The sequence below is a fragment of the Pseudomonas sp. ANT_J12 genome (assembly GCF_008370045.1).
In the GTDB taxonomy this organism is placed as follows: domain Bacteria; phylum Pseudomonadota; class Gammaproteobacteria; order Pseudomonadales; family Pseudomonadaceae; genus Aquipseudomonas.
Genome location: NZ_VOBN01000032.1, coordinates 1 through 20,434 on the forward strand (window position 1 = coordinate 1; position 20,434 = coordinate 20,434).

Sequence of the window (20,434 nt, forward strand, 5' to 3'; positions counted from 1 at the left end):
CGGCGACAGAGACTTCAGACTAACAATGCAAACCTGCGTCGCTGCGCTCCGACTGCCTGTCCGAATGAGCGTGGAATGAGTGTCCGGATGTTGGTGGGCTGAGTGTCCGGATGGCGTGGAATCCGCACACAGCAGGCTGGCGCTAAAATAGAGGGCATTGAGGGCGCAACCAAACGATGTCATCATCTTGCCATCAATAGGGAGAGGGATTTCCAAGATGACGCCATTCGGATCAGCGAGCTACCTGGCCATGAAAGGTGGGCGCCTAAATGGCTGAGCCTACACTTGAGTGCCGTCATACAGGGCAGCAGATTCCCTATCAAATCCATAAGGGCTTAGCGCCCTTGTACGTGTTTCAGCTGAGTGAGCAGTGGGACACTGAGAAGCATCGGATTATGGGGCAGCTGTTAGCTGACATCCCTGCCGCCGCCACCGACCCCAACGTACTTTTCGATCAGTTGCCCACCTATGGGTTGTCTGATTTCCATTGGAGTTGGCTGGATAAAGCATTTGCGTTCCGGAGCGACGATTACCACTGGTTTTTCTTGACCGCGCTGGGACGGATTCAAGCGACTTGCGTCATCTACCATCCCAAGGAAAGCCGACTGGATGGCGAGCGTATTTTCTATATTGATTACGTTGCCTCGGCTTATTGGAATAGAGATCGACCGAACTATGGAAAGCAGTTCGGAAGTGTCAGTCGAATTCTGATTGCCCACGCCTCCCACTTCGCCATCAATACCCTCGGCTACCGGCCAGGCTTCTGCTTACATTCACTGCCGACTGCCGAGGGGTATTACCGCTACCTTGGCATGATTGAGTATGAAGTTGATGCCGAAAAAGAGAATCTGCGGTATTTCGAGGCGTCTCCAGAGATAGCAGGGAAGCTCGCAGGGGAGGCTCATCATGTCTGACACGCCAGAGATTCTCCCAGAGGATTTCGAGGTCTACCCATCCTCGCGGGCTGCTGCAGTGGAATTCACAACGGCTCTTTCTGGCTTAAGGAAAGCCTTGAAGCCAGCCGATGCCAAAACGCACGCAAGACCAGGTGAAGCCTATGACGACTTTATTATCCGGCTTGCGCTCAATGCAACTAACAATAGTAAAACTGTGCTCTACAGAAAGAATCACTCTGCTGAAGAGACCAAAGTTCAAGCCTGGTTGTCGTTGGTCAATGAGACATCGAAATTCGCCATGTTGAAACGAGCTGTCCCTGAGTTCCAAGGTTTGAGCCTTGAGCAACTTAGGGAGATCGCACTTCTAAGCCTAGAACCAGACAACACTACGTCTCTCATCGAGGTCTTGGCGGACGCCTATGGGATTCTCTTGGTAGTGGAGCCAGGTTTCAAGTCTATGAAGATGGACGGATGCACCTTCAAGCTTCCGCAGGGTACACCGGTTGTGGGAATAGCGCTTCGGTACAACCGGTACGATAGCTTTTGGTTCACGCTAATGCATGAGTTGGCACATATTTCTTTACATTACCAACAGCTTGATCAGCCAATTCTGGATGACTTTGAAGAAGATGATGAATCTGAAGTAGAGGTAGAAGCTAATATCATCGCTAAAGATAGTCTAGTCTCGCGAGAAAATTGGCGATTAATTTGGAATGCGCGAGCCGAAAAGCGTCAGTTCCTCATGTACTGTGAACGAGCAAGGGTTCATCCTGCTATCGCCGCCGGGATGCTGCGTCATCAAGCCAAAAACTACAAGCTTTACCCTGAGTTTGTCCCAATCATGAATTTGCGTGAAGCTTTTGGGTTTATCGATGATTAAGTACATCCCGTTTTTGAAATTTAAGCAAAATGAGATTCAAGGTGTTGCTCAGCTGGCGCCAGGAATTAGAAGTCAAATAACGCCATTGTATGATGTGCCGCGATCACAAAACATAATGACCGAGATCGAGATTTTAAAGCGAATTAGGTTGGCGTCGGCTGAGCTAAAAAAGTCTAAAGATGCAGATTCTGAGTATTGGTTTTTTGTAGACAACCTTGATATCGATGAAAGTATAAATCTTGCTGGATCTTTCCAGTATCGGTATATACTCGGTGCTCTCAAGGACTACAGCTTGATGCCAGTAGTTGCTCTGGATCGCAGCCCTGATCATAACTCTGCAGCTTTCGACTTCATTCGAATGAAGCCAGGCTCGCTAGGTGTGCGTTTACAAGAAACAGATATCGAAAGCTACGGCATCACTAAGCCAAGACTCGACCTACTTTGGAATGAAATTCAGGCCGCCCAGCCTGCTGGTGTCGTTCTTCTGATAGACCTTAGAATTGTTGATGACCATGTTGAGTCTAAAAGAAAAGTCGAACGCTTTTTGTCTAGATTCAATTTGGACTTCCAAGTTGACGCGACTTCAGTGTCAGGGTCTGTAATCCCAGGCAATATTGCAACGTTGATAGGAACGGATGTAAAAAAACATGTGATTCGAGAAGAATACCGGCTCTGGCGCACCTTGACGAGCTCGCCTGACTACCAAAACGTCCTTTATGGGGATTATGGCGTAGTTAGTCCTGAGTATTCGGATCTTGATCTCAATCCTGAGCTGATGAGTGGTGTATCAACGCCTAAAGTTTTCTACACGCACAGTGACCAATTCTATATATCACGTGGCAGGCGTTTCAAGACTCACGGTTACCAGCAGTATTTTACTATTTCCGATGATATTGTTGGGCAGGCTTTTTATCGAGGTGCTGCTTATTCATATGGCGATAACTATATTCATGAGCGAAGCTATCTTTCCGCGCATAGACCACCCAAAGGTGGAAGCCCCAGCACTTGGATAAAATCACTCACTGCTGCTCACATCACGTTCATCGTGAACAACATTTAATGTTCGACTGACGATGGCGCTCTGAATCCCGCTCAGGGCGTCCTCTTTAGTAACCCTCATGCTAATTGCCGTGGCAATGTCTGCCCGTGTGAAGGATTTTTTTACTAAGACTTGAGGGTGTGCGTTAGCAATAGCAGTCAGTTCGGCCTTCCAAAGCATCAGCAAAGCTTTTTGCTTACAAAAACTAGGGTTTGTGCCAGCCTTCCGAATATAGCTGAGCACGACACGATCCCTTTGCATTTTAGCTAGCATTAAGCCCCAATGCTCGGGAGCATGCGCAGCAGCCCACTTCATATGATTCTCAGTTGTAACCAAGGTAAGTTTAGGAAACGACTGAGAATAGAATTCAGATTGGGCTAGTAATCGCCTGACGTTGTCAGTCTGCCCTTTAATCTCGTAGCAATGCATTTCTCGATAGCACGCAACTACATCAGCAATGGCATTACCATTGTCGATGGTTAGTTCTTCAAGCACCCGAGCAGGCTTAGGCGACCGCCTTATCAAGTGGTCAACCAAGGCATATCGAATTTCTTTATCTCTGAGCACTTAGAACTCCAAGCAGATGCAAGCGTAGGATTTTAGCCGATGAGGCTCATTGTTGGGAGCCTAACGGAGGTGTGTGGTGAGGGTTCTGGACTTAGCGCCAAGGTCATTCGGATCGCTATAAGCCCTACTGGCCGTGCTAGAAAGCGGTTCGAGTGATAGCCTATTGGAGCGCCTCGGCTTCAACCAGCGCCACTGGAGCACAACATGATCACTGTCCAACGCCTCACAGCTTGGCTGTTCCCCGACCGCCGCCCCGAGCGGGAAAAAACGCGTGAGCGCGAGTTCATCCGTGCAGCGAACAGCTTCAAGACCCTCAGGGTGACACCAGAGGGAGGGATGTTTATCGATCCCGAAGAGCTCCGCGACCAGATAGTCGCCTCGCGTGAGCAGTTGAAGCATCTTGTCCGCAAACCAGGAGCGCCTAGCACACTGAGCTACATCCAAAGCTCAAAGGACTCAACTGATAATCAGTAACCACTTGGAATCAGAGCCCAACAGTAGAGGTTGTTCGCCTAAAGATCGCGTTGCTGGCTAGGTTTACCTAGGGCATCAAGCCCGTGCAAAATCGGACGACGGCGAAGTTCTATAGGAGCGTTTCATGGAACAGGATAAGGGGAAGGAAGATCGTCAGTCCTTGGTCGATAAAGGCTCACTTGGCGCAGAACCATCAGAAACATATCAAGAGAGAGTGAAGGGCTTAGACAACATTGTGCGGGAGTGCATGCACATCTCCCAAGACTATGCCGGGATCGAATCCCCCTCTGGAAAGCATTTCTACGCGTCTGTCCTATTCACGGCGCTTTGCACGAGGTCTGTTTCACTCTTGACCCTGGTGCCTCACACCCCTTGGGCATCAAAGCTGATTGAGCACTGGGACTACGCTTCGGTCGCTGGAATTACCAGAACGATTTTGGAGCTCCGGTTAGCTTTCCACTACCTATGTGCTGAGGCGTGCACTCAAGATGAATGGGATTGCCGCTGGAACATTTTCAATCTACATGACTGCACTTCTCGTCGCCGAATGTTCGAGGCGACAGAAGGTGAAGCGGAGCAGGTCGAGGGTTTCACAGCTCAAGCGGAAGAGCTGCGTGATCGGCTTCGAGCCAATCCTTTCTTCCAGTCCCTGCCAGCTAAGAGTCAAAAGAACCTGCTCCATGGCCAAACTGCATACTTAATGCCTCTTGAGGATATCGGAGAGCGAGTGGGTGTCGACAAGCAAACATTCCGCTGGCTCTACGTTTTGCTCTCCAGCCATGTTCATGGCCTTCCTATGTCGTTCTACCGGATAGGCGAAGGCGCTGAGGAACGAGGTCGTGGCCTACCTAGCGCAACTGAAGAAAGCTACACGTGCCTTTTCCTATCGTTTTCCATGAGCCTCTTGGTAGGCGCTCGAGATGAACTGCACGAGCTTTTCAGAGGTTTGATTCCCAAGAAGCCTAGGGAGAGCACCACCGCTCCCGTTCTCGACATTGAAGAGTCAGAACAGAAACTTCAGATAGGTGAAACAGTTGTTCTCCCTAACCAGGGAACGATACAAATAGAGGTTACTCGGGAGTCCGAAACGGCTCTTTCCATTGTCTTCATTGACATGGACTCTGGTGAACAGGTGCTTCGACGTCGAGAGTCTGAGGACGAAGGGCAGAGCTTGGAGTGGTTCGATCCACTTTTCTGGAGTAACCGTCCGGCCAAGTCATCTACCCAGTCCCGCAAAGCCAAGACATGGTGTGCACTTAAATTTAAGTGGACACCACTTCTAGCCTTTCAAGAGGGTCTTTCATGCAGCCACAACGCCGTTCCTATTCCAGGTCGTTCAAGGCCCAAGTCATTCAAGAGTGCGCCCAGCCCGGCGCTTCGATTGCCAGCATCGCGCTCAGCCATAGCCTCAACGCAAACCTCGTACACAAATGGATTCGGGCGCAGGAGCAGAAAAGCACCGTGCTGCAACCTGCATTTATTCCATTACCCATGCCGTTGGCCGGAGCAAGTTCGCACGCAGCGTCATCGAATATATGCGTTGAGATCCAGCACCCACGCGGCACCGTTAAAATGAACTGGCCAACTGAAAGTGCTGATGCCTGCGCGACCTTTCTTCGAGACCTGTTGCGATGATCCGCATCGACGCCATCTGGCTCGCCACCGAGCCCATGGATATGCGAGCTGGCACCGAGACCGCGCTGGCCAAAGTCGTTACGGTATTCGGTGCGGCGGAGCCGCACTGCGCTTATCTCTTTGCCAATCGACGGGCCAACCGAATGAAAGTGCTGGTACACGACGGGATTGGCGTCTGGCTGGCGGCACGCCGGTTGAATCAAGGCAAATTCCACTGGCCAGGCATTCGACAAGGTTGCGAGCTGGAGCTGGATACCGAACAACTTCAGGCCTTGGTGCTTGGTCTTCCGTGGCAGCGCGTTGGCGCTGGCGGCGCAATCAGGATCCTTTAAAAAGGCTGAAATTAACGCCTGATCCTGCTGCCGTAGGCGGTCTGTTTTGGTAAAATCCACGACATGACTTCTATGCCCGACCTCGACCAAATGACCCCCGACCAACTGCGTGCACTCGCTGCGCAGTTGATGTCGAAGGTCGACACCATGGGCAGAAAGAACCACCGCGATCAAACCATCATCGAACAGCTGACCCACGAGATCGCGATCCTCAAGCGGCACAGGTTTGCCAAGCGCAGTGAGCAGATCAGCCCTGAGCAAGGCAGCTTGCTCGACGATCTGCTTAACACCGATCTTGAAGCTATCGACGCCGAGTTGACGGCATTGCTTCCGACTTCTGCTCCTGAAGAAGTGCGCCAAAAACCAAAGCGCGCGCCGTTGCCGCCACAGTTTCCACGCACCGTCATTCATCATGAGCCAGAAAATACTCAGTGTTCCTGCGGTTGCCAACTCCAGCGCATCGGCGAGGACATCAGCGAGAAACTGGATTACACGCCAGGCGTCTTCACCGTCGAGCAACATGTACGTGGAAAATGGGCCTGCCGTCAGTGTGAAACGCTGATCCAGGCACCGGTGCCAGCCCAAGTGATCGACAAGGGCATCCCAACCGCAGGTCTGCTGGCTCATGTGATGGTGGCGAAGTTCGCTGACCACTTGCCGCTGTATCGGCAGGAGAGAATCTTTGGTCGTGCCGGTTTAGCAATTCCGCGCTCCACACTGGCTCAATGGGTTGGACAGACCGGTGTACAGCTTCAGCCGCTGGTTGATGCCTTGCGAGAAGCCGTACTGGCACAGCGAGTTGTCCACGCCGACGAGACGCCGGTGCAGATGCTTGCGCCCGGACAGAAGAAAACTCACCGTGCTTATGTTTGGGCTTACTGCACCACGCCGTTTTCGGCGCTCAAAGCAGTGGTCTATGACTTCAGTCCGAGCCGCGCCGGTGAGCATGCGCGTAACTTCCTCGGCACGTGGAACGGCAAGCTGGTTTGCGATGACTTTGCTGGCTACAAAGCTGGTTTCGAGAAAGGCATGATCGAAATCGGCTGCATGGCCCACGCCCGCCGCAAGTTTTTTGATCTGCACGTGGCGAATAAAAGTCAGTTGGCCGAACAGGCGCTTAACTCGATTGGTGGCCTATACGAAGTTGAACGCCAAGCGCGCGATATGAGCGATGAGGATCGCCGCCGAATACGGCAAGAAAAAGCAGCACCATTGGCGAAAGCACTGCACGACTGGATGTTGACCCAGCGCGATCTTGTGCCCAACGGATCAGCGACGGCCAAAGCCTTGGATTACAGCCTTAAACGCTGGGTAGCGCTGACGCGCTACCTGGGAGATGGGGCTGTACCCATAGACAATAATCCGGTCGAAAATCAGATCAGACCGTGGGCACTTGGACGTTCCAACTGGTTGTTTGCCGGGTCGCTTCGCAGCGGCAAACGGGCGGCGGCGATCATGAGTTTGATCCAGTCAGCGCGCATGAGCGGGCATGATCCGTATGCCTATCTTAAAGATGTGCTGACGCGGTTGCCGACGCAGCGGGCGAGTGAGATTGATCAGTTGCTGCCGCATAGATGGCAGCCGGTCTAATCACGCAAGGGGTGATGCCCTGACGCAATCAAGGAAGGAGCATTCGTTGAATATAATCAGCCTCAAAGATTTGACTGCACGGGACATCTTGGAAATATGGACGCTGTCAAAGCAGCCTGCCAAACCCTGCCACGGCACTGTGGGCTGGTCATTCGAAGGAAACGGTATTCGTACCCGTACCACGTTCATACAGGCGTTTGGACAGCTTGGTTTAGAATTCATAGAGCTTCCAAATCTTCTCAAGTCTAGAGAGCGTACAGCAGATCTGGCAGGCTATATTGATCCCTTTTATTCCATTTATGTTATCCGGGAATCCAACCACCAGAGGCTGATGGAGTTTGCTTCGGCAAGTAAAAGGCCCGTAATAAATGCAATGTCGACTATGGGCCATCCCTGCGAGGTGCTCTCTGATGGCTTTTATATCCACTCTAAATTTGGTGACATCCGTAGGCCAAAAATAGGTCTCTGGGGCCCAACAACAAATGTTATGCGCTCCTGGCACGAACTGGCGGAAGCACTAGGAATAGTGATCGTGCATTTCTGCGGCGAAAATTTTCATGATTTGAATCCCAGCGTTTCCTTTTCCGACGTTACGGATCGGCAAGTCGATATTTTGATTACCGATTCATGGCCAGCCAGTTACACAGGAGTTGAGTGGTCGCTCACAGAGGAGCATCTGAGGAAGTTAGGCAACCCAATTCTGCTACCAACGCCCCCCTTTTTTATCGGTGAAGAAATTAGCTTTGATCCTATCGGATATGCTGGGTTTGCTGGGTATGAACAGAAGGGCGCGCTGCTTCAGGTTCAGCGCGCAATCGTGGAGTACGCCATACGGGCATGACTTGCCAACCGTCATCTCGGTGCTGCTGAGCCATCAAACCAACGGGGAATAAGCACTTCCCGGTCGCAGCCCAGAATCTCTCCCGTCGGAGAGGTTTGCTGGGCGTATCGATTAAGTAGTCAAGGTGAGTTGGCCGTGCGCTTACTTTCTGGAGACTAATCATTAACGACAAGCCTGCTACCAGTGCTGCTTTCGACAAACTGCAGGAATTACCTTTCGCATTTCGCGTTGACTTCGAAGCACGAGAGATCCTCTTCAAGAGCTGAGCAAGCGATCACCCACGGCCCGTATGGCCACGATATCAGCTGCACACCTGCATGCTTCCGGCCCCCTCACAGGGGGCTGCATAGCTCCACCCAAGGGATGGATGGCTTGGGCAGCTTGAGGTTACCAGTCTTCGAGATGATCCTAAGCTGTGCATGCTTGAGATGATAGTCTTCCCAGGCTATGCGCAGATTTGTGTCCTCCAGAAAGGCGACCACACCATCACGCGATCCCACGACCACACCAAGTGGATTGATTTGGCTTGACTGACAGAAGCTGAAAAGTACCTGATCAAATGTGCTGGGGGCTATGTGATCGACGGCCACGTTATGTCGCCCCAGTAATTCTCCTGTCACTGGACACGAAACAGCACCAACCAACCTCTGGTCACGGAAAAGTCGGATCTGTTCCGTGATAGCTGTGCGAGCACCTGAACGAAAGTCCAGGAGCTTTTGGGGCTGGCGCTCTTTTGCTCGGGTGCTAGGGATAAGTTTTACCGAGTGCGTAAAGCCAATATCAATTTCCGTATCGCAATGCCGACGAAGCATAAAGCAGCGAGTACCGTGAGATGTCAGTTGGGTGGTGATGCCCTTGACGCCATCTCCGGCTTTCTCTGCCCACTCATCGTGGTGTTGGAAAAGTCCGTACAGAAAATCAGAATCAGCGTCACCTACCATCGTGCCGTCAGGTGTTCTAGCCAAGATCTGTCTGCAACGATCTGTAACAGCGTCCTTGGTTGCAAACCATTCATCATTGATCAGATATGGCACCGTCTTCCCTCAGGTAATGTCTCACGCAAGTTAATCGGTATAGCACGGAGAGTTAACCACATCTTTGAAAGCTCAAGCTCTAAAAAAAGCGCGGCAGGCGTTCATCAACGCAGTCGCGTCCGGGAGCGCTCGATGGTGCTTGGTTGTTGGCAGTAGGCGGTAGATCTCACTGGCAGTTTCACGCCCTACAAACACCTCCAGAGGCTTCAGCTGGAAGGTGGGCATCAGATCTGCTGCTTCGTATAGGACATCAAGCCAAAAGCTGTCTAGTGGCGAATCGCTGCAGAGAAGCTGCCCTGAAAACAGTTGATTCATATGTCTCGCCACAGTGACCGGCGTATCACCTTGCTGACGCAACCGATCCTGACTGAGGCCATGCATGTCTTGTGCATCAAACGACCAGTGCGTCCAGTAGCGGGCTGGCTTGACCAGCGTGCGGAAGGAGATCTCACTCGACACGACTGCCACCTCAATGGGATAGCTATCCGGGGCTATCCCTGAGGCCTCGAAATCGATAAAAAACGAAGGCCTTGCCACCTGCTACTCCTGTTTGGATATTGAGACTTCAGCGGGCTACACCGACTGTTTATGCATACGTGTTCCCATCGCTCGAACTAGCCGCTCTAGCCTCGAGCAGCCTGTGCATCACGGTGGTTCTGCAGATGCTGCATCTCATGCTCCCATTCATTCAAGAACTTCTCCCAATCGTGCACGTAAGCCCCTTCTGTTGCTCGCGTTGACCCCACGCTCGCATGCAGGAATCGCTCTCGCCAGGGTTGAGGGATGTTTTCTTCGCGGACTATGCGGCAGCCAATCGGATGAGGCTCGCTAGGAATGGCATCACGGAGCTCGCCAACACTGAGTACCGTTACCGAGCCTAAGATTTCATCGGCCTCGCTTAGCTCAATATCGTCGAGAACATCCAAGACGTCGAGCGCCCTAGGATCTCCTGGTGGAAGAGAGGCCAACGCCCAAAAAGCCTTCCGCCTGGCCTTTTCTCGATTCCGGAGTTCTTCGTTGTGATTCATCTTCCTGATTCTCCAACCCACCTGGAGGTCGCTGCTGGGCGTTGATAGGACGCAATATGCCCATCATACCTACCTCACTGATGTCCCCCTGAAGGCTCTTCGTACAGAGGATCCATATCAACATTCGTGAAGCCCCAGAAATACGCCAGATTCCGGGCCGCCTCTGGAGACGTCTGTAGCGCTGTGTGGCCTTTTGGGAAAAGCTCCGCGTAAAACGCTATCGCTCGAGCCAACACATGGACGCAGGTTTGCAAGGGCTGGCTTCAGCAAAAAATACTTTCAGAATGTGTACTCCCATTTTTGCGGGTACGCGCACACGTCCTACATCAGCTCAATGCAAATGGGACAAGCCCAGTCAATTGAGGATCAGCGAATGCTTGGCTTAGTCGCTTTCAAACAGATACTTCAAAGCGGCGATACACGCGTCCTCGAAAGCAGCCGCCATGTTTCGTCCAGGTCTAATACCCAGAAGTGTATCGGCCAATCTGCGCCCAGTCTTCTGGGGCATCTCTTTAGTTTCGGAAAGACCGGTCTCTAGGGCCAAGGCTGGCTTGGTGTAGGGAGATGTCGTTGCTTCGAAGAAGTGCTCCAGCTTCCGCGTAAGCCCTGGAAATCCAGCAGCGCGCCTGAATAGTTCCGCAGCATCCCAAATTTCGACCAGAGGGAATGCCTTTGCGGCTTCTGCCAAGCTAGGTGTTAATGGGCACGAAAAAGCGAGGATAGCAACGCGAGCTCCTACCAGCTCTCTTACGCTATCTGCCTGTCTGAGAGCCTTTAGAAATAGACTGGGGGTGGGAGGAGACAAATATCTGTAGTGCTTAACTTCGGCTACGCCAACCTCACCGTCCCTAATAAAGGAAACGTCGATCTCATAATGCCTTCCCAAGGCAGTCATGCCTCGAGGGTTGTTGCGAACATCCTCGTAACCCAGCGCCCGAAATATCTCGGCTACAAGCCGCTCCAGGTACTCTCCGTTTGAGTTGATATCGTGCACAAAAGCTCCTGTAAGCTACCTATAGAAGACCATCAAAAGTCTGCCATCGGTCGTCCATAATTTTTTGATAAGAAATCCGACTGATGCCGCGCAGGTTGGTGTAGCACACCACAGCCACCAAAATCTCATGACTTTGTTTCGACCTAAAAACCGCCAAGGCAGGGCCGCTGATTTGAGGTAGCTTTAAGTCATCAGGGAGCCACCTTTATGATGTGCTCGTACTGTCTCTAAGTTCTCCATGACAAGTTTAAAATCCGCTACGAATTCCGGGTCACGATCCTGCCCGCGATCTCCGAACCGGTTTGCCTTTCTTTTAACCTTAACCACTGACAGCCATCGACTGAGCCTGAGCTGGGAGCGCCACACAAAATGTTGGGCTGAGAGCTTATCTCCGCCGATGGGTACGGGCTCTGTGGTATCCCAATTGCTTTGAAAGAGTGAGTCTGGCTCAAGCCTTTGGCAACTGTCTTTGACATACCGAGTTTGAGAGCTCGAACTAAAAATCACTGAAGACGTCCGACTGCGGAACTGCAGCGAGTTCAATAACCTGACGTCTTCTGCAGCATTTAACTTGGTGAAGCCATCCCGCCCATTGCCCACCTTATAGGTACGACTATCATAAAAGGTAAGCATTAAGCGATTTGATATGGGTAGAAAAATGTGTACCCCCTGCTTCGTCAGGCTGGTGGCACTCATACCCGTTTCGTCTCTTAAATACCAGTTATAAAAGCAGGATGGATTGTCTGAAAGTACAAAATCCAAGGGTGTTGAGTTGATAAATACGTGGGGCTCTAGATCTCGAATGAGAGGCCAATTCAAAGCGCTTCCGACTGCTGAGATCCTTAACAGATCCTTCTCATCCTCAAGCACTATCGATACCCCTTCAAACTCCTTGGGATCATGACCAAGGATTTTAAGCTGCTGGGTCACATATGAGTCTGTGTAGCTTTTCAAATTACCCCTTGCCGTCCCATAAGCGCCGGGTGTTCTTCCTAACTGAACCAAAATAAAACGAAGAAGATCGATGTCCTGACGCGGAATTCTCTCAGTTGGGCTGGCTAATATCTGAGCAATCTTCGGGGCTGCCAGCGCCTCAACGGTACAAAGAAAATTTTCAACTTGGTTATCTTTGTCGTAAAAGAAGTTTTCTGATAAAACACCTTCAGGCTTGGTGGAGCGAAGAATATCGCGAGAGCCATCGTATGTCCAAACTTTGCCTTTGATAGCAAAGTTTCTAATTAATAATCGGGGGACATAATGCTGATTTTTTGTGATGTTAACCATGTGAACTTCCGTATTTATCCCATGTAGCAATGTCTGCCTACCAGAAATTTCGACAGGAGCATGAGGCTGGACACCCGGCACTCACTCTATGTGCCAAAGCCGCCCAACGGTGCTGCGTGGCAGTCCCAACTGCCGACTGACTTCCAACTGGGAAAGCCCAGTATTCTTCAGTTCCCGTACCGCCTTCAGTTTTTCTGCAGCAGCGGCTGATTGGGGGGCTACAAGTTTGTTTGGCTCACCAGGAAGCACCTCGTCGAGAACACCCAAGACAACCAATTCAGCGAGCGTCTCATTCAAAGCTGAGCGTGCCGTCTTACCCTCATGGGAGGCAGCCACCAGTGTGAGAAATGTAAGTGGTGTTACACCCAATGCCTGAGCGATATCAGCAGTTAGGTCGACACTGGCTGATCTAGTCGATGCCTCCAATCGGCTAATGTGGCCTTGATCGGTCTGAGCTTGGAGCTCTGTCTGCGATAAGCCCCGCCGCATCCTTAGCCACTGTAATGTTGCTGCGTACGCCTTGCGCAAAGACATCCGGGCTGTTCTCCCCCAAAAGGAGACGGTATGCCGCGTTTGATTGATCCCATTCAAATGTATATAGTCATAGCGATGGGATTTGCGGCCAGCCTGCGCCAATCAACACGTGCGCCGCACGCTGAATTTTGCTGTCGTCATGAGGATCATCAATTTATGGGTAATTCTTCGGAGCAAGAGTTGCTCCGGGAGGGTGAGATATCGTCCTTCGGAATAGAGCTACCTCAAGCCGAAATAGAGGCATTGGTGGCGGATCGCTTCGGTCGGAAACCGTACTGTCTGGTCGAGGATTGGCTCATATTTCACGTGGACGAGCCACCTGAATCGCTCGCCAGAGTGCGCGCCATAGGCCTGCAGACAATGTTCCTTTATTCCCATTGCGTCACCTACGACAGCCAGGGTCGGTTCCCTCCAGGGGGCTGGGTACGCTCGACCCTGTGCAAGTCGTTCGACGGCGTTTGCCTGTTCGAAACCCGGAATACGGTGTACGCCTTGGTAGGCAAAGGGCGCGAGATGACCGCATCGCTCAAGACAATATTCGGCTTATGTTAATCGCAGGCGCTAAGCAGGCCTGCTCCACACGAGATACACGATGTTCAGGATTAGCATGCAAGACCAGGCCGGCCCGGTGGGTATGTTTGGGGACGGTCTCGCTCATTTTCACGCCATGTCGCGATCCTTGGCTACTCATTGGTATCACGTCAGTCTCAAGCGCTGGCATGAGGGACGGTTCGTAGCTTATGAAGAGATGCTGAACGATGAGCCTCGCTTGGTGGAGCTGCTGGTCTCGCAAGACGAAAGCATGGTGATTCAAGATGTCCAAGTCGTTACCCCAGCATGGATGAACAAAGGGTCAGGCTGGAAGATGGAAAAGCTGAAATCACTTTCCATGGGGTTCAACCAGGCAGAAGTGCCGATCTGTGTTCTGCAGGTCGAGAGTGGTGATATGTACGTCAATACCCATCAGCGCGACCTCGATGTTAATGCCTTAGTTGGCGTCAGGGAGCTATATCGGCGCAGTGCTGCGACCACCGGCGTAGCCTCGGCTTCGGAGGCTGTGTAAGCGTCTATGAATGCTTTGGCTACCTTCTCACGCATCGCGGTCAAATTAATCCGCAACGCTTCACCTGAAGAAGGAGAAGCGGTCAGCTCGTCGATGTACCAGAGAAGATGTTGTGATGCTGTATTAAGGCGTTTGTTGCGGGTATCAGGACTAACGGCGAGTTTTGCGACTTTATTGCTGGTGGGCTGTGGCCGGCTCAGCTCTTCAATCAGACTGGTCAAGTCAGCCTCAGTAAATTGTTTACCAGAGCGAATACGGTCGTAAATATTCATACGGCGCTTGCGCGCCCATCGGTGAATTACCAACACTTCGCCGCTATTGCGCATCAGAGTTTGAAGTGCAAGGTGACGACGGCGAAGGAACCATTCACACGCCTCCGGAACGGGAAGATCATCGTCATCTAACAACATAGGCAAACGCTCGCCTGACGAAAAAATCACCTGTTCCACTCGCATAACCGCGCCCCCGTTCTTTACATTTCGGTTTAGCGCGTTTCCTTTTCTTGTCAAAACCGTTTGTCCGGTTTATCTCGCGTTGCTTTACACACACGCAAAAAAAACCTCCAAGATCTTTACAAATCTTGGAGGTCTTTCATCATAAAAATACTAGGTGGTTCAGTCAGTTATGCAACTTTGTTTACATACATGACTTTTATCCGGGCTAGAACGGGATATCGTCATCAAAGCTGTCGAAATCCGGAGCCGGCTGCGGTGCTGCCTGCTGTGGCGGCGGAGCCTGGCGCGACTGCTGCGGTGCCGACTGCTGCGGACGCGGAGCCTGCTGCTGGCGTGGGGCTGGAGCGGACTGCTGGTAGTTGTTGCCCCCGCCTTGTTGGTCGCCCTGTTGTGGACGGCCGCCCAGCAGTTGCATGGTGCCTTGCATGTCGACCACGATTTCAGTGGTGTAACGCTTGATACCGTCTTTTTCCCACTCGCGGGTCTGCAGCTTGCCTTCGATGTAGACCTGCGAACCTTTACGCAGGTATTCGCCGGCGATTTCGGCCACTTTGCCGAACATCGAAACACGGTGCCATTCGGTCTTCTCGACCTTCTGACCGGTTTGCTTGTCAGTCCACTGTTCGCTGGTCGCCAGACTCAGGTTGGTCACGGCGTTACCGTTAGGCAAGTAGCGAACTTCGGGATCCTGGCCGCAAGTGCCGACCAATATGACTTTGTTAACCCCACGGGCCATAACGTTCTCCTAGGCTACGCACGCTGCCTCGGCCGGGTTGTTCACCAAGCGCTCAAGGGTCGTGCGATCCAATAGTTCTGTGTCCAATTTGATGTAAATCGCCGCTTCGTCTGCGACGACCACTGCATCTGTTACCCCTACGACGGCCTTCAGGCGCTCGACCAGACCCGCTTCGCGGATCGCCTCGGGCGACAATGGCAAGCGCAAGCTCGTCACGTAGGGAGGTTCGCGCATGGTAACAGCAAAGGCCAGCCAGAGGGCAGCCAGGCCGGCGCATCCGAGGAAGACAACCGACAAACCGCCATGCTGGAATAGCCAACCACCGAGGATCCCGCCCAGCGCCGAACCGAGGAACTGGCTGGTGGAATAAACCCCCATCGCCGTGCCTTTGCCGCCCGCCGGTGAAACCTTGCTGATCAACGATGGCAAGGACGCTTCCAGCAGATTGAACGCGGTAAAGAACACCACCGTCCCGATCACCAGAGCCCGCAAGCTGTCGCCGAACTGCCAGAAGAATAGCTCAGTGAGCATCAGCGTCGCGACGGCGCCCAGCAAAACTCGTTTCATTTTGCGTCGCTTCTCGCCATAGATGATGAACGGGATCATGGCGAAGAAGGAAATCAGCAGCGCGGTCAGATACACCCACCAGTGCTGCTCTTTCGGCAGCCCGGCTTTTTCCACCAGGGCCAGGGGCAATGCGACGAAGCTCGACATCAACATCGCATGCAACACAAAAATGCCCAGGTCCAGGCGCAACAGGTCCGGGTGCTTGAGCGTCGGGATCAGCGCCTGGCGCGCAACGCCGGACTCGCGATGCTGCAGCGGCCCGGTGGCGCGCGGCACCATGAACATCACGATGACGATGCCGAACAGCGCCATGCCGCCCGTCGCCAGGAACAACCCGGACAGGCCGAAGGCGCGGGTCAGCAAGGGGCCGACCACCATGGCCACCGCGAACGACAGACCGATGGTCATGCCGATCATGGCCATGGCCTTGGTGCGATGCTGTTCCCGGGTCAGGTCCGACAGCAACGCCATGACCGCCGCGGAAATCGCCCCGGCGCCTTGCAGGACGCGTCCGGCGATGACGCCCCAGATTGAATCGGCATTGGCCGCCAGCAGGCTGCCGAGGGCAAAAACGATCAGACCCAGGTAAATCACCGGGCGCCGACCGATACGGTCGGAAATGAAACCGAACGGAATCTGGAACAGCGCCTGGGTCAGGCCGTAAGCGCCAATCGCCAGCCCGATCAGGGCCGGGGTCGCTCCGGCCAGGTCCATGCCATAGGTCGCCAGTACCGGCAACACCATGAACATGCCAAGCATACGGAAGGCGAACACCAGAGCCAGACCGCTGGCTGCGCGGGTCTCACTGCCACTCATGCGTTCGCTGTTGGGATCGTGCATGGAAAAACCTCATGTGAACCGGCGGCGATTCTACCAGTCCCATCGATTGACGGGGTATATCGCGACGCTATGACGCGCATAGATGACGCAGTCTTCATGTAAGCCTGCGCACTCCGTATTTGATAGTGTGCATCCATCCAGTATTTGGCCGTATACTCCTACGTTTTCGACGCCCGCCGAGCGAGGCCACTTTGGACAAGATCCTGATTCGTGGGGCCCGAACCCACAACCTGAAGAACATCGACCTGACCCTGCCACGGGACAAACTGATCGTCATCACCGGCCTGTCCGGATCCGGCAAGTCGTCCCTGGCTTTCGACACGCTGTACGCCGAAGGCCAGCGCCGCTATGTCGAATCGCTGTCGGCCTACGCCCGGCAATTCCTGTCGATGATGGAAAAGCCTGACGTCGACACCATCGAAGGCCTGTCGCCAGCGATTTCCATCGAGCAGAAGTCGACCTCGCACAACCCGCGTTCGACGGTCGGCACCATCACCGAAATCTACGACTACCTGCGCCTGCTGTACGCCCGCGTCGGTATTCCGCGCTGCCCGGACCACGACATTCCACTGGAAGCCCAGACTGTCAGCCAGATGGTTGACCTGGTGATGGCGCAACCGGAAGGCAGCAAACTGATGCTGCTGGCGCCGGTGATTCGCGAACGTAAAGGCGAGCACCTGTCGGTCTTCGAAGAACTGCGTGCCCAAGGTTTTGTGCGGGCGCGGGTCAACGGCCGGCTCTGCGAGCTGGACGAGTTACCGAAGCTGGATAAACAGAAGAAGCATTCGATTGATGTGGTGGTGGACCGCTTCAAGGTCCGCGCCGATCTGCAACAGCGTCTGGCCGAGTCGTTCGAGACCGCGCTGAAACTGGCGGACGGTATCGCCCTGGTGGCACCGATGGACGACGAGCCCGGCGAAGAGATCATCTTCTCCGCCCGCTTCGCCTGCCCGATCTGCGGCCACGCCATCAGCGAGCTGGAACCGAAGCTGTTCTCCTTCAACAACCCGGCCGGCGCCTGCCCGACCTGCGATGGCCTGGGGGTTAAGCAATTCTTCGACATCAAGCGACTGGTGAACGGCGAACTGACCTTGGCCGAAGGCGCGATTCGCGGCTGGGACCGGCGCAACGTCTATTACTTCCAGATGCTCGGGTCGCTGGCGTCCCATTACAAGTTCAGCCTCGAAGTGCCGTTCAACGACCTGCCGGCCGATCAGCAGAAGTTCATCCTGCACGGCAGCGGTTCGCAGAACGTCGACTTCAAATACCTGAACGACCGTGGCGACATCGTCAAACGCTCGCACCCGTTCGAAGGCATTGTGCCGAACCTGGAACGCCGCTACCGCGAAACCGAGTCCGCCTCGGTCCGTGAAGAGCTGGCCAAGTTCCTCAGCACCCAGCCTTGCCCGGATTGCCGTGGCACCCGTCTGCGTCGCGAAGCGCGGCACGTGTGGGTGGGCGAGAAGACTTTGCCAGCGGTCACCAACCTGCCAATCGGCGACGCCTGTGAGTATTTCGGCGTGCTGAAGCTGACCGGGCGCCGTGGTGAGATTGCCGACAAAATTCTCAAGGAAATCCGCGAGCGCCTGCAGTTCCTGGTTAACGTGGGTCTGGATTATCTGTCGCTGGATCGCAGCGCCGACACGTTGTCTGGTGGTGAGGCTCAGCGTATTCGCCTGGCCAGTCAGATCGGCGCAGGTCTGGTCGGGGTTCTGTACATCCTCGATGAACCGTCGATTGGCTTGCACCAGCGGGACAACGATCGGTTGCTCGGTACCCTCAAGCACCTGCGGGACATCGGTAATACCGTGATTGTGGTCGAGCACGACGAAGACGCGATTCGTCTGGCGGACTACGTGGTAGACATCGGCCCTGGTGCCGGCGTACATGGCGGGCACATTGTTGCTGAAGGCACCCCAGCCGAAGTCATGGCTCACCCGGATTCGCTGACCGGGAAATACCTGTCGGGCCGAGTGAAGATTGCCGTACCGGCCAAACGTACACCGCGTAACAAAAAGCTGACCCTGTCGCTCAAGGGTGCTCGCGGTAACAACCTGCGCAATGTCGATCTGGAGATCCCTCTGGGTCTGCTGACCTGTGTGACGGGCGTGTCCGGTTCGGGCAAATCGACGCTGATCAACAACACGCTGTTCCCGCTGAGCGCCACGGCACTCAATGGCGCCACGACCCTTGAAGCTGCCGCTCACGACAGCATCAAGGGCCTGGAGCATCTGGACAAGGTTGTGGACATTGACCAGAGCCCGATCGGTCGGACGCCGCGCTCCAACCCGGCGACTTACACCGGGCTGTTCACGCCGATTCGCGAGTTGTTCGCCGGCGTGCCGGAGTCGCGCTCCCGTGGTTACGGCCCGGGACGCTTCTCCTTCAACGTGAAGGGCGGACGCTGCGAAGCTTGCCAGGGCGATGGCCTGATCAAGGTGGAAATGCACTTCCTGCCGGACATCTATGTCCCGTGCGACGTCTGCAAGAGCAAGCGCTACAACCGCGAAACCCTGGAGATCAAGTACAAGGGCAAGAACATCCACGAAACCCTCGAGATGACGATCGAGGAAGCGCGGGTGTTCTTCGACGCGGTTCCGGCGTTGGCGCGCAAGCTGCAGACGTTGATGGATGTCGGCCTGTCGTATATCAAGCTCGGGCAGTCGGCAACGACGCTGTCTGGTGGTGAAGCCCAGCGGGTGAAACTGTCCCGTGAGCTGTCCAAGCGCGATACCGGCAAGACCCTGTATATCCTCGATGAGCCGACTACCGGCCTGCACTTCGCGGACATCCAGCAATTGCTCGACGTGCTGCATCGTCTGCGTGACCACGGCAACACCGTGGTGGTGATCGAGCACAATCTGGACGTGATCAAGACTGCCGACTGGTTGGTGGATCTGGGGCCGGAAGGTGGTTCCAAAGGTGGGCAGATTATTGCCGTCGGTACGCCGGAGGAAGTCTCGGAGATGAAGCAATCTCACACCGGCTTCTACTTGAAACCGCTGTTGGCTCGCGACAAGGCCTGATCAAGGCCCATGAAAAAGCCCCTGTCACTTCATCGGTGACAGGGGCTTTTTTATGTCTTGCACCTGTAGGAGCAAAGCTTGCTCGCGATGGCGACTTCTAAAACGCCATCGCCAGCAAGCCGTGCTCCTGCAAAGCAGAATCAGGTGTGCGATTGCAGGTAGTTCTCGAGACCGATCAACTTGATCAGACCCAACTGCTTCTCCAGCCAGTAGGTGTGATCTTCTTCAGTGTCGTTCAGCTGGATGCGCAACATCTCGCGGCTGACGTAGTCCTTGTGCTGCTCGCAGAGCTCTATGCCCTTGCAAAGCGCGGCACGGACCTTGTATTCCAGTCGCAGATCCGCAGCGAGCATGTCAGGTACCGTGGTGCCGACATCCAGGTCATCCGGACGCATGCGCGGCGTACCTTCAAGCATCAGGATGCGACGCATCAGGGCATCAGCGTGCCCGGCTTCTTCTTCCATCTCGTGGTTGATACGTTCGTAGAGCTTGGTGAAACCCCAGTCCTCATACATCCGCGAATGAACGAAATATTGATCACGCGCGGCCAGTTCGCCGGTCAGCAACGTGTTGAGGTAATCGATTACGTCTGGGTGGCCTTGCATCGCCCTACATCTCC

The 20,434-nt window shown here is 53.9% G+C and carries 22 protein-coding genes and 1 pseudogene; 12 read left to right on the forward strand and 11 right to left on the reverse strand.

Going from position 1 to position 20,434, the window contains the following annotated elements; all coding sequences use genetic code 11:
- Positions 1–269 precede the first annotated feature (269 nt).
- From FQ192_RS31935 to FQ192_RS31945, 3 genes are read left to right on the forward strand one after another with little or no spacing between them, the layout of a single operon-like run.
- The gene (locus FQ192_RS31935) at positions 270–914 is read left to right on the forward strand and encodes a hypothetical protein (protein WP_149662038.1); all 645 of its coding nucleotides are present in this window, start codon (positions 270–272) and stop codon (positions 912–914) included.
- Positions 907–1,776, forward strand: a complete 870-nt coding sequence (locus tag FQ192_RS31940) for an ImmA/IrrE family metallo-endopeptidase (RefSeq protein WP_149662039.1) — start codon at positions 907–909, stop codon at positions 1,774–1,776. Before FQ192_RS31935 ends, FQ192_RS31940 begins: the two co-directional genes overlap by 8 nt.
- Positions 1,769–2,836 carry a beta family protein gene (locus FQ192_RS31945; protein ID WP_168188509.1) on the forward strand — a complete coding sequence of 356 codons (1,068 nt, stop codon included), beginning with the start codon at positions 1,769–1,771 and terminating at the stop codon, positions 2,834–2,836. The genes FQ192_RS31940 and FQ192_RS31945 overlap by 8 nt, the downstream gene beginning before the upstream one ends.
- Here FQ192_RS31945 and FQ192_RS31950 read toward each other — a convergent pair.
- Positions 2,792–3,382 carry a sce7726 family protein gene (locus FQ192_RS31950; RefSeq protein ID WP_077506333.1) on the reverse strand — a complete coding sequence of 197 codons (591 nt, stop codon included), beginning with the start codon at positions 3,380–3,382 and terminating at the stop codon, positions 2,792–2,794. The two genes, FQ192_RS31945 and FQ192_RS31950, sit on opposite strands and share 45 nt — an antisense overlap.
- A 204-nt stretch (positions 3,383–3,586) precedes the next feature.
- Between FQ192_RS31950 and FQ192_RS34140 the strand changes: the two genes are divergently transcribed.
- The 6 genes and pseudogenes from FQ192_RS34140 (at position 3,587) to FQ192_RS31985 (ending at position 8,254) form a co-directional block, all read left to right on the forward strand.
- Entirely contained in the window at positions 3,587–3,856 is a 270-nt protein-coding gene (locus tag FQ192_RS34140) for a hypothetical protein (protein ID WP_077506332.1), read from the forward strand.
- Positions 3,857–4,103: 247 nt separating this feature from the next.
- Positions 4,104–4,658 (forward strand): annotated as a pseudogene (locus FQ192_RS34750) (DUF5677 domain-containing protein); the annotation flags it as partial.
- Positions 4,659–5,158: 500 nt separating this feature from the next.
- Positions 5,159–5,491 (forward strand): transposase, encoded by a 333-nt coding sequence (locus FQ192_RS31970; RefSeq protein ID WP_256672428.1) that lies wholly within the window; start codon positions 5,159–5,161, stop codon positions 5,489–5,491.
- Entirely contained in the window at positions 5,488–5,823 is a 336-nt protein-coding gene (gene tnpB, locus FQ192_RS31975; RefSeq protein ID WP_149662041.1) for an IS66 family insertion sequence element accessory protein TnpB, read from the forward strand. The genes FQ192_RS31970 and tnpB overlap by 4 nt, the downstream gene beginning before the upstream one ends.
- A gap of 63 nt (positions 5,824–5,886) precedes the next feature.
- On the forward strand, positions 5,887–7,413 hold the full coding sequence (locus FQ192_RS31980) for an IS66 family transposase (protein ID WP_149662042.1): 1,527 nt from the start codon (positions 5,887–5,889) through the stop codon (positions 7,411–7,413).
- A 46-nt stretch (positions 7,414–7,459) separates the two neighbouring features.
- Positions 7,460–8,254, forward strand: coding sequence for an ornithine carbamoyltransferase (locus FQ192_RS31985; RefSeq protein ID WP_149662043.1), 795 nt, complete (start codon positions 7,460–7,462; stop codon positions 8,252–8,254).
- A gap of 332 nt (positions 8,255–8,586) precedes the next feature.
- On the opposite strand, the gene FQ192_RS31990 is transcribed toward FQ192_RS31985, so the two are convergent.
- The 6 genes from FQ192_RS31990 to FQ192_RS32015 form a co-directional block, all read right to left on the reverse strand.
- Complete coding sequence (locus FQ192_RS31990) at positions 8,587–9,288, reverse strand: DUF3223 domain-containing protein (RefSeq protein ID WP_149662044.1); 702 nt, start codon at positions 9,286–9,288, stop codon at positions 8,587–8,589.
- Between the two features lie 72 nt (positions 9,289–9,360).
- The gene (locus FQ192_RS31995) at positions 9,361–9,825 is read right to left on the reverse strand and encodes a hypothetical protein (protein WP_149662045.1); all 465 of its coding nucleotides are present in this window, start codon (positions 9,823–9,825) and stop codon (positions 9,361–9,363) included.
- Positions 9,826–9,911: 86 nt separating this feature from the next.
- Positions 9,912–10,316 (reverse strand): hypothetical protein, encoded by a 405-nt coding sequence (locus FQ192_RS32000; protein ID WP_149662046.1) that lies wholly within the window; start codon positions 10,314–10,316, stop codon positions 9,912–9,914.
- A 382-nt stretch (positions 10,317–10,698) separates the two neighbouring features.
- On the reverse strand, positions 10,699–11,310 hold the full coding sequence (locus tag FQ192_RS32005) for a restriction endonuclease (RefSeq protein ID WP_149662047.1): 612 nt from the start codon (positions 11,308–11,310) through the stop codon (positions 10,699–10,701).
- Between the two features lie 183 nt (positions 11,311–11,493).
- Complete coding sequence (locus tag FQ192_RS32010) at positions 11,494–12,594, reverse strand: DUF4238 domain-containing protein (protein WP_149662048.1); 1,101 nt, start codon at positions 12,592–12,594, stop codon at positions 11,494–11,496.
- 81 nt (positions 12,595–12,675) lie between these two features.
- Positions 12,676–13,128, reverse strand: a complete 453-nt coding sequence (locus FQ192_RS32015) for a helix-turn-helix domain-containing protein (protein WP_149662049.1) — start codon at positions 13,126–13,128, stop codon at positions 12,676–12,678.
- A gap of 156 nt (positions 13,129–13,284) precedes the next feature.
- Between FQ192_RS32015 and FQ192_RS32020 the strand changes: the two genes are divergently transcribed.
- Both FQ192_RS32020 and FQ192_RS32025 read left to right on the forward strand, forming a co-directional pair.
- On the forward strand, positions 13,285–13,680 hold the full coding sequence (locus FQ192_RS32020; RefSeq protein WP_077508798.1) for a hypothetical protein: 396 nt from the start codon (positions 13,285–13,287) through the stop codon (positions 13,678–13,680).
- Positions 13,681–13,720: 40 nt separating this feature from the next.
- On the forward strand, positions 13,721–14,191 hold the full coding sequence (locus tag FQ192_RS32025) for a hypothetical protein (protein ID WP_149662050.1): 471 nt from the start codon (positions 13,721–13,723) through the stop codon (positions 14,189–14,191).
- Here the strand turns inward: FQ192_RS32025 and FQ192_RS32030 are convergent.
- The 3 genes from FQ192_RS32030 to FQ192_RS32040 form a co-directional block, all read right to left on the reverse strand.
- Complete coding sequence (locus FQ192_RS32030; RefSeq protein WP_149662051.1) at positions 14,092–14,640, reverse strand: hypothetical protein; 549 nt, start codon at positions 14,638–14,640, stop codon at positions 14,092–14,094. The genes FQ192_RS32025 and FQ192_RS32030 overlap by 100 nt on opposite strands.
- Before the next feature lie 211 nt (positions 14,641–14,851).
- On the reverse strand, positions 14,852–15,382 hold the full coding sequence (locus FQ192_RS32035) for a single-stranded DNA-binding protein (protein ID WP_123404375.1): 531 nt from the start codon (positions 15,380–15,382) through the stop codon (positions 14,852–14,854).
- A 9-nt stretch (positions 15,383–15,391) separates the two neighbouring features.
- Positions 15,392–16,789 (reverse strand): MFS transporter, encoded by a 1,398-nt coding sequence (locus FQ192_RS32040; RefSeq protein WP_149662052.1) that lies wholly within the window; start codon positions 16,787–16,789, stop codon positions 15,392–15,394.
- Between the two features lie 191 nt (positions 16,790–16,980).
- Between FQ192_RS32040 and uvrA the strand changes: the two genes are divergently transcribed.
- Positions 16,981–19,815: an excinuclease ABC subunit UvrA gene (uvrA, locus tag FQ192_RS32045; RefSeq protein ID WP_149662053.1), complete on the forward strand. Its 2,835-nt coding sequence runs from the start codon at positions 16,981–16,983 to the stop codon at positions 19,813–19,815.
- A 140-nt stretch (positions 19,816–19,955) separates the two neighbouring features.
- On the opposite strand, the gene bfr is transcribed toward uvrA, so the two are convergent.
- Positions 19,956–20,420, reverse strand: a complete 465-nt coding sequence (gene bfr, locus FQ192_RS32050) for a bacterioferritin (RefSeq protein WP_008030905.1) — start codon at positions 20,418–20,420, stop codon at positions 19,956–19,958.
- Between the last annotated feature and the right edge of the window lie 14 nt (positions 20,421–20,434).